This is a genomic window from Echinicola rosea (assembly GCF_005281475.1).
Lineage (GTDB): Bacteria > Bacteroidota > Bacteroidia > Cytophagales > Cyclobacteriaceae > Echinicola > Echinicola rosea.
In genome coordinates this window covers 4,628,930-4,645,458 of record NZ_CP040106.1, presented here as the reverse complement: position 1 = coordinate 4,645,458, position 16,529 = coordinate 4,628,930, and the positions used below count along the sequence as shown (strand labels likewise).

Sequence of the window (16,529 nt, the reverse complement as noted above, 5' to 3'; positions counted from 1 at the left end):
AGCAATAATCACTTAAACACTTAAAACTATGCAAAAAAAAATACTGAGACAATTAATAAAGATGTCTATGAGAGTTTTATATGGGTTTTTGATCCAGCTGGTATTTTGTACGGTATTGCTGGCCAATACCTCAAATGCCCAGCGGAAAACCATTGAGGAGGTGCGAGTGGATGTCCGTCTGCAGGACCGGACACTGGGAGCTGTAATGAAAGACCTTGAGCGGAAGACTGATTTTAGATTTACATTTGATACGAATGGTGTGGACACCAATCAAAGAGTAGCTTCTGATAATTTTAATGGATCAGTTTATGACCTGTTGGTAATTTTGTCCCGTGAAAGTGGCCTAAGCTTCACGCAAATCAACAGTAACATTCATGTAAGTGAAAATGAAAATAGTGAAAAAGTAGCGATCAAAGAGGCTGCGGAAATTACTGTCAAAGGAAAGGTCACCGATGAAGGTGGAATGGCGCTGCCTGGGCTGACCGTGAAGATCGAAAGTTCAGGAAAGGGAACCGTAACCGATTTGGAAGGAAACTACCAAATTACCGCAGAAGAAGGTGATGTGCTGATTTTTTCCTTTATAGGCTTTCAGACCCAGCGGGTTCAGATCGGCAATCAGACGACCATTGATGTGGTCATGAAGGAAGACACGCAGGCACTCGAAGAAGTGGTCGTGGTCGGCTATGGGACGGTGAAAAAGAGTGACCTGACCGGATCAGTGGTTTCGCTACGGTCGGATGAGCAAAATCAAGGGGTCAATACTTCGGTGGACCAATTGCTGAAAGGAAAGGCCGCAGGGGTAAATGTGGTACAGAACAGTTCAGAACCCGGCGGAGGCATATCCATCAGTATTCGTGGGGCCAGTTCTGTAAATGCAGGAACCGGACCGCTATATGTAATCGACGGCTTGCCCATAGACAATAGCTCCATGACCGCAGGGAGCGGGGGCAATTACCCGGACTCACGGACACCTACCAATCCGCTGGCGGCCATTAATCCCAATGATATCGAGTCAATAGAGATTTTGAAAGATGCGTCTGCAACGGCCATTTATGGTGCCAGGGGTGCCAATGGTGTGATCATGGTCACTACCAAAAAAGGTAAATCCGGCCAAATGAGAATCAATTACGACGGCTATGTAGGCGTTCAGAATGTAGCCAACAGGCTGGATGTACTCACTGCCGAAGAATATCAAACGGTAATGAATGGCATTATTGCTGATGGGGGAGGAATCGCCGATCAGGAAGTGGACATGATAGAAGATGGAGGAACGGATTGGCAGGATGAACTCTTCCGCACCAGCGCACCGGTGACCAACCAAAACCTATCTTTTTCGGGAGGAAATGAAAAGACCAATTACTTCGCAGCACTCAATTACTTTAACCAACAAGGTGTCGTAAAGAGCTCTTCCTTTGAGCGGTACAGTGCCCGGTTGAATTTGGAAACTAAATTTTCGGACCGATTGACGGTGGGACTGAACATGAATTCTTCTTTCAGTGAAAATGACCAAGTGCCTGCCCAGTCCTTTGGGGTAAATGAAAACAATGGAGCACTTTATGCGGCGTATAATTTTGACCCTACCTTGAGGATATATGGTGATGACGGTCGGTATCGAATTTCACCATACATTTCGATCGACAACCCTTTGGCCTTGGCATTTGGCAAAAATGCCATGATCGAGCGTTACCGAAATATGGCCGTTACGTACGCAAATTATAAAATCCTACCAGAGTGGTCGGTAAAGGTGAACCTAGGAACGGACGTGACCAACCAGCGCAAGGACGTGTATATCGACCGGTCCACAAAAGATGGCTTGGCAAATGGCGGGATTGCGACTATTTTGCAGGAAAGGCAGTCCAACTACCTGATGGAGTTTACGACTACCTATGACAAAACCTTCAATGATCACCACCTGACAGCAGTGGCAGGGGTGACGACCCAAAAATTCTCCATGGCCAATACCCAAAGCCATGGTAAAAGCTTTCCCTCGGATGCTACCGGAACCGATAACATCGGCCTGGGCGATCCTACGCAATTTAATATCAACAGTTTCAAGGCAACCAACCGTTTGCTTTCCTATCTTGGAAGGGTAAACTATACCTTGAAAGACAAGTATTTGTTTACAGGAACGCTACGGATTGATGGTTCATCCAGGTTTGGCGAGAACAACAAGTTTGGCTATTTCCCCTCTGGAGCTTTTGCCTGGAAGGTGAAGGAAGAGTCCTTTATGCAGGATTTGGAGGCGTTGAGCACCTTTAAGTTCCGAGCCAGTTGGGGACAGACCGGTAATCAGGAGATTGGCAATTATTTGTCCATCAGTACTTTTGTGCCGGGACCAGATGCGGTATTCAACGACCAAAAAGTATCCACTACCCAGCCCGCCCGGATTCCTAATCCTGACCTGAAATGGGAAACCACGGAACAATGGGACATTGGATTGGATTTTGGATTATTTAGAGACCGGATCTTTGGTAGCTTGGACTATTTCAGGAAAAACACCTATGATATGCTTCTTTTCCTGCCCATTCCTACCTCTACGGGATATACCAACAGAATTACCAATATCGGCAGTGTAAAGAATTCAGGAATTGAAGCGGCCATTACCTCTGTGAATTTTGATGGGGATTTTACCTGGACGACCACGGTGAATCTGGCCACGGTAAAAAATGAGGTGACCAGTCTTGGAGGAGTTGGGCAGATCATCGGTGGAAGTGCCGGTTTTGCCAACCAGATTTGGAAAATCCAAGAGGGATTACCGATGTATTCCTTCTATGGCTACCAAGTAGATGGTGTGTGGCAAGAAGGGGATGATTTTGACCAAACGACCGATAATGTGGCGCCTGGTGACCTGAAATTCCGTGATATTAACGGTGACCAGACCGTCAATGCAGATGATAGGGAGGTACTGGGGAATTCATTCCCGGACTTGACATACTCTATCGCCAATACTTTTGAGTACAAGGGCTTCAGCTTATACGTCTTCTTCGAAGGTGTTCACGGTATCAGCATGTTAAACAACAACTTGGTGGATACCTATTTCCCAATCAATTTCAGGAGGAATAAGTTTGCCGAACCTTATCTGAACAGGTGGACGCCGGAAAACCCATCCAATGAATATCCTTCCTTTGTCAATCCTACAGCGCAAGGACAGAAAGAAGTGAATTCCTATACGGTGCAAGATGCTTCTTACCTACGGTTAAATACCGCCACGCTTAATTACAACATTCCCTTGCAGAGCAATACCTTCCGCAATGCACAGGTATATGTAACGGGAACCAATCTATTGACCATCACCAAGTACGATGGCGTGGATCCGGCTGTCAATCCGAATGGTAATGCCAATATCAGGATTGATTACAATGCTTATCCTACGGCGATGTCATTTTTGCTAGGAGTGAAACTTGGATTTTAAATAGTGAAATTATGAAGGCGAAAAAGATCTTTTATGCTTTTTTAGTTACTATTTGCATGACATTTATGTCATGTTCGGATATGCTGGAAGAGGAAATGTACTCACAAATGGCACCGGAAAATTTCCTTGTCACAGAACAAGGGATCAAGTCGGTTTTGTTTGCGGCTTATGCTGATCAATCGATAATAGGGAACAGAGGAAATTTTATTCTTCATGCGGAAGATTGGTGTACCGATACCGAGTGGGAAACAGGTGGAGGTGCTAACCGGACAGCTTCCTTGTTCATTAATTATACTTGGGATCCGTCGGTTGATCTTTTTATGAACATGTGGTCTTCGCAATACACCGCGATCCGGAATGCAAACATCGTTTTGGAGAATGTTGATGCTGCTGAAATACCGGACGAGATGAAGGTGTTGTTGACCGCTGATGCGAGGTTTGTCCGTGCGCTGTGCTACGCCCGGTTGTACACTTGGTTTGGGCCAGTTCCACTTCGGAAGAGCACAGAGGATGAACTGGAGCTTAGCAGGCCCAGTCCAGCAGAAATTGAAGGATTTGTCACCTCGGAGTTGGAGGCAAGCATTGCGGGGTTGCCTGACCCGGGCAATGAAGAAAGTTATGGTAGGGCGACCAAGGGTGCTGCCAGAGCGATGTTGTGCAAATTTTATTTAAATACTAAAAAGTGGCAAGAATGTGTTTCAGTGGCGGATGAGTTGATTGAAATGGGGTACTATGAGTTGTATCCCGATTTTGAAGAGCTGTTTAAGGTAAATAATGAACGAAACCGCGAATTTATCTTTGTCAATACAGCGATCACCAATGGTCCGGGCAATGAACATATGAACGGAGCATTTCCCATCAATTTTGCCGAAGATCCAAGAACGGGACTAATGTTTCAGAATAGCTGGCGGAACTGGGCACGCCAAGACCGTTTATTGGACGGTTTCTTTGAATCCTTCGCAGCCAATGATGAGCGTAAGAATTTGATTTTGACGGAATACATTGATTTAAATGGTAAGCTGGTTTCGCTCTTGGGAAACAATAACACCCGTTCCTTTAAATATTGGCCAGATCCCAATGGACTGGGCAATTCCCACGGAAATGATATTCCGGAGGTACGGTATGCTGATATTTTATTGGCAAAAGCTGAGGCAGTGAACGAACTCAATGGACCAAGTCAAACTGCAGTGGATTTAATAAACACCATTCGGGAAAGAGCGGGACTTGAGCAAGTTGCCTTGGCCGATTTTCCATCAAAGGAAAGTTTGAGACGGCATATTCTGGATGAGCGGGCGTGGGAGTTTTACTCCGAAAGGAAGCGGCGTGAAGACCTCAAACGTATGGATTTATTGACCAAGAATGCCAATGACAGGGGGATAGCAGTAGCAAAACCTATCCATGCCTTATTTCCAATCCCCCAAGCCGCTATGGATTCAAATCCTAAATTGATTCAAAATGAAGGTTATTAAGAAGATGAACTTGCTCGGTGCAGGAATGCTAATGCTGCTGATGATGAGCGGACTGCGCGCACAGACACGTTCGCCAAACGTCATCTTAATCTTGGTCGATGACCAAGGTTGGGGGACCACGTCTGTTCAGATGGAAGCAGCGCTGGCATCTTCCAAAAGTGACTACTTCCATACGCCGAATTTGGAAAACTTGGCCAGGGGCAGTATGGTGTTTTCGAATGGCTATGCTGCCCATCCCAATTGTTCGCCATCCAGGGCGAGTGTACTGACAGGAAAAAGCCCTGCTCAATTAAATTTCACGGATATTATTGACCGCGATACTGGACCATTGTATGAGGGGAATTTTCTTATTCCGCCCCAGCATGTGAATGAACTTTCCTCAAGTGATTTTACAATTGCCGAGTGGATCAAGAAATTTAAGCCAGAATACCGCGCGGCACATTTTGGAAAGTGGCACTTGGGAAATGGAGGACCTGCTCATCATGGCTTCGATGGCGGAGATGGACCTACGACCAATGCAGAAGGAGAACACAATCCAGCTTCCAACCCGAAGAGGATTTATAGCACTACAGAAAAGGCCATAAACTGGATGGAACAGCAGGTGACTGCTGATAAGCCCTTTTACCTCCAAATTTCCCATTATGCTGTACACCTTTCCATGGAGGCTTCCCCGACAGCCGAAGCGACGGTGGAAGACTGGGAAAAAGGAGAAAGGCATGACCACGCTAAATTTGCGGCCATGAGCTGGGACTTGGATAAGGCCGTTGGGCAGCTTTTGGATAAAATAGGGGACTTAGGGATCGAAAAGGATACATACGTGATCTACACCAGCGATAATGGTACGTACCCCACCACCAATCCTGCAAATATCAATGGGCCGCTACATGGATGGAAAGCATCCCTCTGGGAAGGAGGGACACGGGTTCCGTTTATGGTCAAGGGGCCGGGTATCGCAGCGGGTCGTTCAGATACGCAAGTGGTAGGTTATGACTTGTTTCCAACCATTTGTGACTGGCTGGGAATCCAAGAACTGCCTCATGGATCTGAAGGCGGGAGTTTGGTCAGTCTTCTGAACGGGCAATCATCGCCGGTGGTGAGGCCAAACGATTATTTGGTTTTCCATTTTCCTCATTACCAATTGCAAAAAGGAAGTCATCCAGCTTCGTCCATCTATTGGGAGGGGTATAAAATGATCAAGTTTTACGAAACAGGTGAACTTCGACTTTATGACCTCACAAATGACCTTGGGGAGGAAAGAAACATCTCCTACATTTATCCCGATGTGCTGCGGAAAATGAACGGAATGATGGAAGAATATTTGGATAAAGTACACGGAAAAGTGCCTGCTCTAAATGCCCAATATATGGAAGATAAAGATCCCGGAAGGCAATTTAAAGACAGGAAACTTAGCATAATGCAAGAACCTTATTTCATTCTTAAATAAGAAAACAACATGAAAGCGATAAAAATATTCTCATATAACCTATTGGCCATTTGCTTGGGAATGATGTGCTCCTGTTCGGATATGCTGGACGAAGAGCTGTTTTCCCAAATGGCCCCCGAAAATTTTCTGACCACCCAAGAGGGGATAAAATCCACTTTGGACGCGGCCTATGCAGAGGGATACCTAAACGGCTACTCCCACCATAGCGTGCGGAATATTGAGGAGTGGTGCACGGACATCGAATGGGAGACCGGTGGAGGCGAAAATCGTACCGCTGTCTTGATGATTAATTTTACTTGGGATGCATCAGTAGGCTGGATGTACGGCGATATGTGGCTGAAGCCTTATCGTGCCATTCGAAATGCCAATGTGGTCTTGGAAAATGTCGAAGGTGCCGATATTAGCGATGATTTGAAGCAAACTTATACTGCTGAAGCGAGATTCGTCAGGGCCTTGAGTTACTATTACCTGCACACGTGGTTTGGGCCAGTGCCGTTGCGACAAAGTCCAGAGGATGATATTTACCTGGCGAGACCGTCTGAAGAAGAAATGCGGCAGTTTATCGAGTCTGAATTGCTTGCCGTGATCCCTGGCTTACCTGCGCCGGGACAAGAACAAGCTTATGGCCGTGCTACCAATGGCGGAGCCAGAGCGCTTTTGACCAAGTTTTACCTGAATACCAAGCAGTGGCAAAAAGCTGCTGATATGGCCCAAGAAGTGATGGATATGGGCGATTATAGCCTTTATCCTGATTATGCGATGCTTTTCAGGGTAGAAAACGAGCGAAATTCGGAGTTTATCCTTTCTTATCCACAGATTCCCAATAGTCCCGGAAACAACTATATCAATGGAGCCTTTCCAGATGGATTTGCCAGTGATCCCGAAACGGGCCTGACTTTCCAAAACTCTTGGAGAAACTGGGCGGCACAGTACAGGTTGTATGACAGCTTTTACAATTCATTTGAGGAAGGTGATGCACGAATGGACCTGATCATTGACAGCTATATCAACGGCCAAGGAAATACCGTTTCCCTTTTGGACAATAATAATACCCGGTCTTTCAAATACTGGCCTGACCCCAACGGACTCGGTAACGAGCATGGCAATGACGTGCCAGGGGTGCGTTATGCGGATATTCTTTTGAGCCGGGCAGAAGCCCTCAATGAGCTGAACGGCCCCAATCAAACGTCCATCGACCTGATCAATATGGTCAGGGAGCGGGCAGAATTGGATCCGTTGGAATTGAGTGATTTTACTTCTGCCGAAGAACTAAGGCAGCACTTGCTCAATGAGCGGGCTTGGGAGTTTTATTCCGAAGGCAAGCGTCGAGAGGATCAGATCAGGATGGGGACATTTGTTTCGTCGGCAATTGACCGTGGAATCACCAATGCCAAACCGATTCATGTCCTTTTCCCGATTCCCCAAGCGGCCTTGGATGCCAATGAGATGTTGGTGCAGAATGAGGGGTATTAAGGGGAGACTAGTTTTGAGATGTTAGTCTGGAGATATGAGACTTGAGTACTGAGACATGAGAATCCTCCCCGCCACGGCGGGGAGGTTAGGTGGGGGTGTTAGGGAACAGGTAGGCTTAATGACATACCTGTTTTCTAGCCTATCCCACCAATAATTAGCGGGTTTGACGAATTTTTGATAGAAATTGAAAGATTTATGGCAGCTATCCAGCGATGGAATCTGCATCTTTAAATTTTAGACCAATGACCAGTGCCAATACACAATGAAACTAAATAACCTAAAAAGAACCATGACCTTTCCAGCACTTATGTCCGGAGGCGGGTTCCGTGTTTTATCCTTGTTTGGGTATTGCTTTCTATTGACCGTTTTCATCTTTTTCAAATCAGAAGCAAGACAACAACCCAATATGATCGTTTACTTATCCGATGATCTTGGATACCTGGATGTGTCCGTGTATGGAGCAGAGGTGGTAAAGACCCCCGTTTTGAAAAAGCTTAGCCAGGAGGGAATGACTTTTGACAATGCCTTTGTCGCTTCTCCTTCCTGCGCGCCCAGTCGCGCGGCTTTATTAACAGGATTGATGCCCGCCAGAAATGGTGCTGAAGTAAACCATGCATTCCCGAAACCGGAAATTCCTTATTTGATCGACATGTTGAAGGACAACGGCTATTCGGTGTTTGCTTTTGGGAAAGTGGCCCATTATGGCGGAAACGAAAAGGCAGGTTTTGATTTTCACCATGACGAACAGGTCAATTTGTACAAAAATATCAGCGGGTATTTTGATAGTACCAAGGTAGAAGGGCCTGTGTGTATTTTTGTTGGAGACAGACGTCCCCATGTATGGTGGACAGATAGGATGGATTATGATCCCGAAGAAGTGGACTTGCCCCCTTATTTCATCAATACAAAATCTACCAGAGAACACCGGGCGAGGTATTATACCGATGTCTCCGGGATGGATGGGGAAATGGGGCAGGTCCTGGATTACTTGGACAAAATGCTGGATGGCAATACCCTGACACTTTTTACCAGTGACCATGGAGCGCAATGGCCATTTGGGAAGTGGAACCTGTATGATGCCGGAATCCGTACACCCTTGATCGTAAAATGGCCAGGTAAAATCACTCCCGGAGCCCGCACAGACGCGATGGTCAGTTGGGTGGATATTTTGCCTACGCTGCTGGATGTTTCTGGTAGTGAAATTCCCAAAAACTTGGACGGAAGGTCTTTTTCGGAAGTCCTAAAAGGAAATACGGATCATCTAAGGGATGAAATCTTCACCACTCACACTGGTGATGGCAACTTCAATGTGTACCCGATGCGCAGTATTCGAGATGATCGTTATAAACTTATCATCAACCTGACTCCAAATGCCTATCACACCAACCACTCAGATATCCTTCGCAAGGATGGAGCAGGGGCTTTTTGGGACAGTTGGGATGAACAAGCTGCCCAGGATCCCTTGGCTGCTTCGGTGGTTCAGCGGTATTTTGTCCGTCCAGCAGTGGAGTTTTACGATCTCGCCAACGACCCCAATGAGCAGCACAATCTCGCCAATGAAGCGGCATATCAGCCCTTAGTGGCAAAAATGAAAAAGAAATTGGATCACTGGATGGAAGCACAAGGCGATGAGCAAAAGCTGTACAAGCAGCCTTACTACTTTCCTGGTCCCAAACCCAATGGAACAACCATTCAAGAACGTAAAAATGAACATTAAGAGACAAGTTGTTTTGGCCCTGTTCGGAGGAGCACTGGCATTATCAGGCTGTAGTCAGCATTCAAAGGAAGCGCTCCTTGAGCAGCATAGTGAGGCCATATACTTAAAAGATGGGTGGATCCGTGATCCCTATATTTATTTGGACAGTGATGGCTATTACTATCTGACAGGAACTACGCCCTTGCCCAATGACCCGCGAGAGGAGACAGAGCCCTACAATACTGGTTTGGATGCAGCAAACATGGAGCTGTTTGGCAAACCAAGTATCGTGGGGCATAAGATCAGGGTGTGGAGAAGTAAAGATTTGCTGGAATGGGAGTCCCTTGGGGAGCCGTTTGATCTAGCAGAAGGTTACTGGGCCAAAAAAATGCCCGATAAACTGAACGAAAAGCCAGCAAGCGACTGGAGACTGTGGGCACCGGAGCTGTACCATGTAGATGGCAAATGGATCTATGTTCACACTTCTCCGGATCCGGTAAAAGGAGGAGCCAATCTCGCAGTGTCAGAAGGAGAAGACATGGCAGGACCATTTTCATTTCCCATGGGAGATGATATGCGGAACAAACATGACCCCAGTTTGTTTAAAGACGATGATGGTACCTGGTACCTGCTTTGGGGCAATACCTTTATAGCGCCTATCAAACCGGGTTTTACAGGGCTTTCGGCCGAACCAAAAAGGATTGATCCATCTGACCGGGTAATCGGTCATGAGGGGGCTACCATAAGGAAAATAGGCGATAAATACGTACATTTTGGTACCGCATGGTCCACCGATAAGATGCGAAAGGGCTCCTATAATCTATATTATTGTACCGCTGACAATATCACCGGTCCCTATGGACCAAGGAAATTTGTGGGGCGCTTTTTAGGGCATGGAACACCATTTCAGGACAAAGATGGGCGATGGTGGTGCACGGCTTTTTACAATGGTAATGTCCCTCCTGTAAGCAAGGAAGGTATCCAAAACAAGGATTTAGGAGAAACTGCCCAAACGATCAATGAACAAGGAACCACCATCGTACCATTAGAAGTGAAGGTATTGGAGGATGGTGAAATTTATATCCGCGCACTTGACCCTGATTATGCCCTGCCTGGCCCAGATGAGGCACAGCAGTTTGAGTAGTATTGATGGTGTCAGTAGCATCAAAAAAACAGAAAAAATCAATAACGTAAAAAGCATGAAAGTGAGTTGTTTTAAAGTAATGAAGAACTGGGTGCCTTTGGTGATACTGATTTTTGTTGGGACCTCAGCAATGTCCCAGCAAAAGGAAAAACCAAATATCCTATTGATATTAGTGGATGATCTTAAGCCCAATTTGGGGGTTTATGGTGATGAGCATGCCATCAGTCCTAATATTGACGGATTGGCCAATAGCGGGATGCGGTTTGACCAGGCTTATTGTAATCAGGCTGTTTGTGTTTCCAGCCGTTATAATTTGATCTTGGGCGCTCGTTCTACGAGCACGGGACTATATGATTTTGGCAAGGAATTTAGAGATGTCATTCCAGATGCGGTGACCATGCCACAGTATTTCAGATCGGCAGGGTATCATGCCGAGTCCATGGGCAAAGTCTTCCATATCGGCCATGGCAATACCAATGATGCCGCTTCCTGGAGTATTCCACATTGGAAAGAAAAAGTGATTGAATATGTGGATCCAGAAAGCACCAATGGACAGCTGACCCGTGAAGAGGCTTATTTCGAAAACACACCTATGTACATCGAAGGGACTCCGCCTAACCATGAACTTCCCAGGGGAGCGGCCTGGGAAAGTCCAGATGTGACAGATGAAGCATATGCTGATGGTCGCGTGGCCCGTCATGCCATTGACCGGCTGCGTGATCTGAGCAAAGAGCCGGATCAGCCTTTCTTTATGGCAGTGGGATTTGCCCGGCCGCATTTACCTTTTAGCGTACCCCAAAAATACTGGGATATGTATGACCCGGAAAGTCTTCCGTTAGCAGAATTTGAAGAAGGCCCTGAGGGAGCTCCCGAATTTGCTGTCAAAAGAGGAGGGGAGATCAACCAATTTTTTCCTATTCCCAATCACCAGCATGTGTATGAAAAAGACTTGCAGCGAAAATTGGTGCACGGTTATTATGCCAGTTTGACCTATATGGATGCCCAGGTGGGCAAAGTGCTGAGGGAATTGGAGCGATTGGATCTGGATGAAAACACCATTGTAGTGCTTTGGGGTGACCATGGGTGGCATCTAGGAGACCACGCCATCTGGACCAAGCACACCAACTATGAGCAGGCCAATCGAATTCCGATCATTTTCAGGGCACCTGGTGTGACGGCCAGTGGAAGCAGTACCAAGCAGTTTGCCGAAACTGTGGATATCTTCCCGACCTTGGCCTCTCTGGCAGGCTTGGATCGCCCTAAGGGCCCTCAGCCGATTGACGGCATAGACCTATCACCGACCTTGAACAATGGCCAGACCATCATCAAGGACCACGCTTACCATGCCTTCAACCGTGGAGGATATTTGGGCGAAGCCATCAGAACGGATCGCTACAGAATGGTCCGATGGACGCATACGAAAGACAAAGGTAAAGAAGTGATCTATGAACTTTATGACTATCAGGAAGATGATCAAGAGACGAAGAACATTGCGGCAGAAAATCCAGAAGTAATCAAAGCCCTCGTAGCAAAACTGAACCAATATCCAAAAGCAAAAAGGCTCCCATGATTTTGTTTTCGTGACGAAATGAAGCTGGAAAACCTAATGAACGGGACCAAAACCAAGTAAGCAATTTGGAAGGCCAAGTTACCTACGAGCAATATCAGGTAACTTGGCCTTGGCTTATGATGGTTGATTTTATAGGAGCAAGGCATGCACGTCGTCAATGAGAATGCGCTCTCAGCGATGTTGTTTACGCCTAAGCTTGTGTGACCAATGTTGATGAAGGGTCATTGGATGCTACCATTAACGATGGACAGTGTACTTCATAGTACAATTTACGCGTTACCAATTACGATGACGACATACCAAATACCACATACCAAAAAAACTACCGAATCCCCAGTGTCCGCTGAATATTCAGCCAATACTTTTTTCTTCTGCCCATATAGGGAGATACTTTTGGATTGTAGGGATAGTGGCGGTCTTTTGGAATGTTGTTGATGATCAGCGCAATAATCAAAAGGATCATGGCTCCTGAAAAAACAGGACTCAATACATACATAAAACCGAGTGCTTTTACCTTCGTGGTGCCGATCACAGCGATCAGGGCTGTGGCACCGCCAGGTGGATGAAGGGCTTTTAGTATCTGCATGGCAATGATGGCCAGGGAAACCGCCGTGGCACAGGTCAGCCAGAAGATGTCCAGTTGGCCAATGGTCTTCATCACTGAAACCCCCACAAAAGCACTTACCATATGTCCTAATATCAGATTTCTGGGCTGTGCTAAAGGACTGTTGGTAGCGCCATATACCAGCACTGCCGAAGCACCGAAGGAGCCGATCAAGAATATTTTTTCCAATACTGAAAAGTGATGCAGTTCTGACTGGATAAACGCAATACAACCGATACCCAAAAAACCACCGACAAACGTCCATAAGTGGTCAATTGGATTGAGGATGGTTTGTTTGTAAACTACGTAACGGGCTTTTCGATATCCTCGATTGACTTTTTTCACTTCTTGGGAACATTATAATGAAAGGGCAAAAGTATAGAAGCTTTTTGGATTTTGCCTTATCCTTTTTCTTATCGCCTATAACTAAAAGTGATGATATGGGATGGATACATATCATAAACAAAGCCGGAGAAGTTTCCTTCCCCGGCTTCGCATCCAGTAATCGATAAAATATGATTGGTCAGTCTTGAAGTATGCCAAAATAGAAATATAACGTTCTTTTGACCGGTCCATCCAAATGGGTGTTTTCGCCCATGGGGCCATAGACTCCTGCGTTTCCGGTGATCCCCAATGCCAGCTTACTGCCTAGCGCAGGGATGGCATCCAAGAAAGAAATGTCTCCTTCAGGAAGTGCAGGATAGCCCCTGGGGCCTGAGATGCCATAGAAGTCAAACAAGCGAACATAGAGGTTTGGCTCTTTGGCCACTACGTAGAATTTCCCTTGGGCGGTATTGATTTCCATCCAAGCTATGTCCCCAAAGTATCCTTTAAATTCAGGATATTCCCAGGGAGTAGCCCCCGTGTGGGTATCGTTGTACATGTTTTGGTGCTCGTCAAACCTTCCTTGCGGACGGTTTTTCCAGACACGGAAAGGGCCTTTCCCCAGCCATTTGGCGCTGATGACATTGGCTTCTGGGTAATCAAAGCTGATGCCCGGATAAGCATAGTCTCCTGTTGGCAATTCATACTCATAATCGAGCGTTACCCAGCCGTTGTCGGCAATGCTCCATTCAGCATACTTCAGGGCTCCATTATAATTTACTTTGAACACAGCTTTACCATCCTTTTCTTCATAATGTACATCCTTCACGCTGATTTCTCCCTCTGTGAAGACTGGACCGTTGCCGAAAGAAAGTTCTGGACCTGAAGGTTTTTTGATGCGAATGAGTTTCCCGTCTGCTTTATTGAATGTCAAGGCAAACTTTCCACCGCTTATGGTCAGTACACTGTCTTGGTCTTCCACTTTGCTGGCTTCATCTCCCGCTGCCATGATGGTTTCTTTGATCAGTTTTTGGTTGGGTTGGATAGGCCATGACCAGGTATAGATTTCCTCACCGTGTGGATCCGTAGCGGTGAGCATCAGGGCATCTTGCGCTTTCCAGTCAGCAGGCAAGGGAAGGTGTAAGTTTCCAGAAGCGGTAGGAGCCAGGTCAGGTCCATTCAGTTTACCCGAATTTACGACCTTATATCCGGTTTGTGGGTTGTCAATGGCATTAAACGCTACCAGTTTCCAATCGAAGGTCACTTCTTGGAGGTTGGTAAAATGGTATCGGTTTTCAATTTGAAGCTCGCCATTCCAATTGGAAATGTCCTTGATTTTTTCAATATGGACAGGGGAATAGATTTCCTTGATGGCATATACACTACCTTCTTTCTGGCGGAAAGGGCCGACCAATCCATCAGGAGCATTGAGCCTGTTGACGTCGATTTTGTTGTGGATGTCTGTGCGGATGATACCTTCATCGGACAGCACCCAAAGGAAGCCTCCAGCGGACAACTTGGATTTCCACATCAATTCCCAGTAATCGGTAAGTCCTGCCGCACCGCCGCCATCATCCTGGCCGTGCAGGAATTCGGTAGGCATATAGATCAAGGTGTCTTTCAGCTTGTTTTGCAAGCTCTTATAATTTTCGTAATGATCCGTATCCACACCATTGTGCGAATTGCCGGGGCGATGATGGGCATGAAGCACCGGCCGTCCCGAAGGGTCGTACATCCCAAAGTCGTCGTCCAATTCCTTATTGGTGCCTCCTTCGTTGCCATTGCTCCAGAAAAGGATGGAAGGGTGGTTGAGGTCTCTCTCGACCAATTCTTTGACCAATTTTTCACCGGGGGCGGTATCGTAGGCATTTTGCCATCCTGCCAGTTCGTCCATCACATAAAGGCCCAAGCTGTCACAGTAGTCCAAAAAGGAAGGGTCAGGAGGATAATGCGCCGTTCTCACCGCATTCATGTTCATTTCCTTGATCAAGAGGACATCGTTTAGGTTAATTTCTGGTGTCAAAGACCGCCCTGTTTCGGGCCAGAAGGCATGTCTGTTGACACCTTTGAGTTTGATTTTGGTGCCATTCACATATATGCCATCACCTTGCTTGATCTCGATGGTTCGGAAGCCAAAACGCTCATGGATTTCATGTAGCTGTTCTCCCTTGCGTTCCAAACTCAGTGTAAGGTGGTATAGGTTGGGCGTTTCTGAAGTCCAAGTGCTTACCTCATCCAATTTTTTTGAAATAACGACCTTTTTGTCTTTCTTTTTGGCATTGGTTATAAATTGGCTGACGATGTTGCCGGATTGATCGGTGATGGTGGCGGCCAGTTCGGCATTTTTTTCCAAGCCTTCGAGGGTTACTTCTGCGCTGAATGAGCCATTCGCTTCAGCTGTGATGGCCGCTTGGGCGATATGCTGCTTCGGCATGGCCTGTAAGTAAACTGGCCTGAAAATACCACCAAAGATCCAATAGTCAGCATACCGTTCTGCACGGTTTACAGAATGGTCAGCGGACATTTTACTGACAGTAACTTCCAAAAGATTCTCCTCTCCAAATTTGAGCTTATCCGTAATGTCATACTTAAACCGATAGAATGCTCCTTGATGGATATCACCGGCCAATTGACCATTTATTTTCACCTCTGTGTCCGTCATGGAGCCTTCAAAAACCAGTTCAATGGTTTTGCCTTGCCAATCATCGGGTACGGTAAAAGTGTGTTTGTATTTGCCTTGTTCATCGGCAAATTGGAAGTTTTTGCCGTATGTGACATAATCACGGCCATAGTTATAGGTGCCAAAACCTTCTTGTTCCCAGTGTGAGGGAACATCGATGGTCGTCCATTTTCCACTGTTTCTTCCACCTGTACAGAAAAAATCCCAGGTCACGGTGTTTTTGCTGTCGGTGCCACTTAGGAGCTGCTTTTCAGTCTGTTGAGCGTTTAGTGTAAAGGTAAAGAGCAGAAAAAACAACCATGCTCCTTTGGTTACATACGCGTGCAGGCGTGGGTAAATCATATGTATTGTCATTGAATGTTTTGGGTTGTAATTACCTATTTCATTCAAAAAAAACACATAGTTCCCAGAAAACTGTTCTGCATTGGGGGGGAAGTAGTATTAAGTAGAGAGATGTGAGACAAATGTATTGAGTCCTCCCCGCCGCGGCGGGGAGGTTAGGTGGGGTTGTTTTGGAGCAAAGAGAAACACAATAGGATTTTAGTAAATGACTAGCGATTACCATAAATATAATAATGAAAACTAATATTAATCCGGTCAACACTAATCAGGGAAGTGCATCCTCACCTTGGCGGCGAGCTGGGGTTGTTTTGGATCAAAGAGGAACACTAGAGAGTTTTAGTAAACGGTTTTGGTGGAGCTTTGCCCCAGAT

The 16,529-nt window shown here is 46.3% G+C and carries 9 protein-coding genes; 7 read left to right on the top strand and 2 right to left on the bottom strand.

Annotated features, from left to right (window positions below; translation table 11 throughout):
* The first annotated feature begins 67 nt into the window (after positions 1 to 67).
* The 7 genes from FDP09_RS18220 (at position 68) to FDP09_RS18190 (ending at position 12,208) form a co-directional block, all read left to right on the top strand.
* Positions 68 to 3,412 (top strand): SusC/RagA family TonB-linked outer membrane protein, encoded by a 3,345-nt coding sequence (locus FDP09_RS18220; RefSeq protein ID WP_229683334.1) that lies wholly within the window; start codon positions 68 to 70, stop codon positions 3,410 to 3,412.
* Between the two features lie 11 nt (positions 3,413 to 3,423).
* Positions 3,424 to 4,881, top strand: a complete 1,458-nt coding sequence (locus FDP09_RS18215; RefSeq protein WP_137404024.1) for a RagB/SusD family nutrient uptake outer membrane protein — start codon at positions 3,424 to 3,426, stop codon at positions 4,879 to 4,881.
* Positions 4,868 to 6,325 (top strand): sulfatase, encoded by a 1,458-nt coding sequence (locus FDP09_RS18210; RefSeq protein WP_137404023.1) that lies wholly within the window; start codon positions 4,868 to 4,870, stop codon positions 6,323 to 6,325. The genes FDP09_RS18215 and FDP09_RS18210 overlap by 14 nt, the downstream gene beginning before the upstream one ends.
* A 9-nt stretch (positions 6,326 to 6,334) precedes the next feature.
* Positions 6,335 to 7,798 (top strand): RagB/SusD family nutrient uptake outer membrane protein, encoded by a 1,464-nt coding sequence (locus FDP09_RS18205; RefSeq protein ID WP_137404022.1) that lies wholly within the window; start codon positions 6,335 to 6,337, stop codon positions 7,796 to 7,798.
* 289 nt (positions 7,799 to 8,087) lie between these two features.
* Entirely contained in the window at positions 8,088 to 9,515 is a 1,428-nt protein-coding gene (locus FDP09_RS18200; RefSeq protein WP_229683335.1) for a sulfatase family protein, read from the top strand.
* Entirely contained in the window at positions 9,505 to 10,638 is a 1,134-nt protein-coding gene (locus FDP09_RS18195) for a family 43 glycosylhydrolase (RefSeq protein WP_137404020.1), read from the top strand. Before FDP09_RS18200 ends, FDP09_RS18195 begins: the two co-directional genes overlap by 11 nt.
* A gap of 55 nt (positions 10,639 to 10,693) precedes the next feature.
* Positions 10,694 to 12,208: a sulfatase gene (locus FDP09_RS18190; RefSeq protein WP_137404019.1), complete on the top strand. Its 1,515-nt coding sequence runs from the start codon at positions 10,694 to 10,696 to the stop codon at positions 12,206 to 12,208.
* Between the two features lie 322 nt (positions 12,209 to 12,530).
* Here FDP09_RS18190 and FDP09_RS18185 read toward each other — a convergent pair whose 3' ends face one another.
* Complete coding sequence (locus FDP09_RS18185; RefSeq protein WP_137404018.1) at positions 12,531 to 13,157, bottom strand: HPP family protein; 627 nt, start codon at positions 13,155 to 13,157, stop codon at positions 12,531 to 12,533.
* Between the two features lie 178 nt (positions 13,158 to 13,335).
* Positions 13,336 to 16,170, bottom strand: a complete 2,835-nt coding sequence (locus FDP09_RS18180) for a glycoside hydrolase family 2 protein (protein ID WP_137404017.1) — start codon at positions 16,168 to 16,170, stop codon at positions 13,336 to 13,338.
* Positions 16,171 to 16,529: the final 359 nt, after the last annotated feature.

Coding starts and splice junctions, on each gene's coding strand:
- FDP09_RS18180 (WP_137404017.1), bottom strand. CDS start 16,170: ATGACAATACATATGATTTACCCACGCCTGCACGCGTATGTAACCAAA.
- FDP09_RS18190 (WP_137404019.1), top strand. CDS start 10,694: ATGAAAGTGAGTTGTTTTAAAGTAATGAAGAACTGGGTGCCTTTGGTG.
- FDP09_RS18205 (WP_137404022.1), top strand. CDS start 6,335: ATGAAAGCGATAAAAATATTCTCATATAACCTATTGGCCATTTGCTTG.
- FDP09_RS18200 (WP_229683335.1), top strand. CDS start 8,088: ATGACCTTTCCAGCACTTATGTCCGGAGGCGGGTTCCGTGTTTTATCC.
- FDP09_RS18195 (WP_137404020.1), top strand. CDS start 9,505: ATGAACATTAAGAGACAAGTTGTTTTGGCCCTGTTCGGAGGAGCACTG.
- FDP09_RS18215 (WP_137404024.1), top strand. CDS start 3,424: ATGAAGGCGAAAAAGATCTTTTATGCTTTTTTAGTTACTATTTGCATG.
- FDP09_RS18210 (WP_137404023.1), top strand. CDS start 4,868: ATGAAGGTTATTAAGAAGATGAACTTGCTCGGTGCAGGAATGCTAATG.
- FDP09_RS18220 (WP_229683334.1), top strand. CDS start 68: ATGAGAGTTTTATATGGGTTTTTGATCCAGCTGGTATTTTGTACGGTA.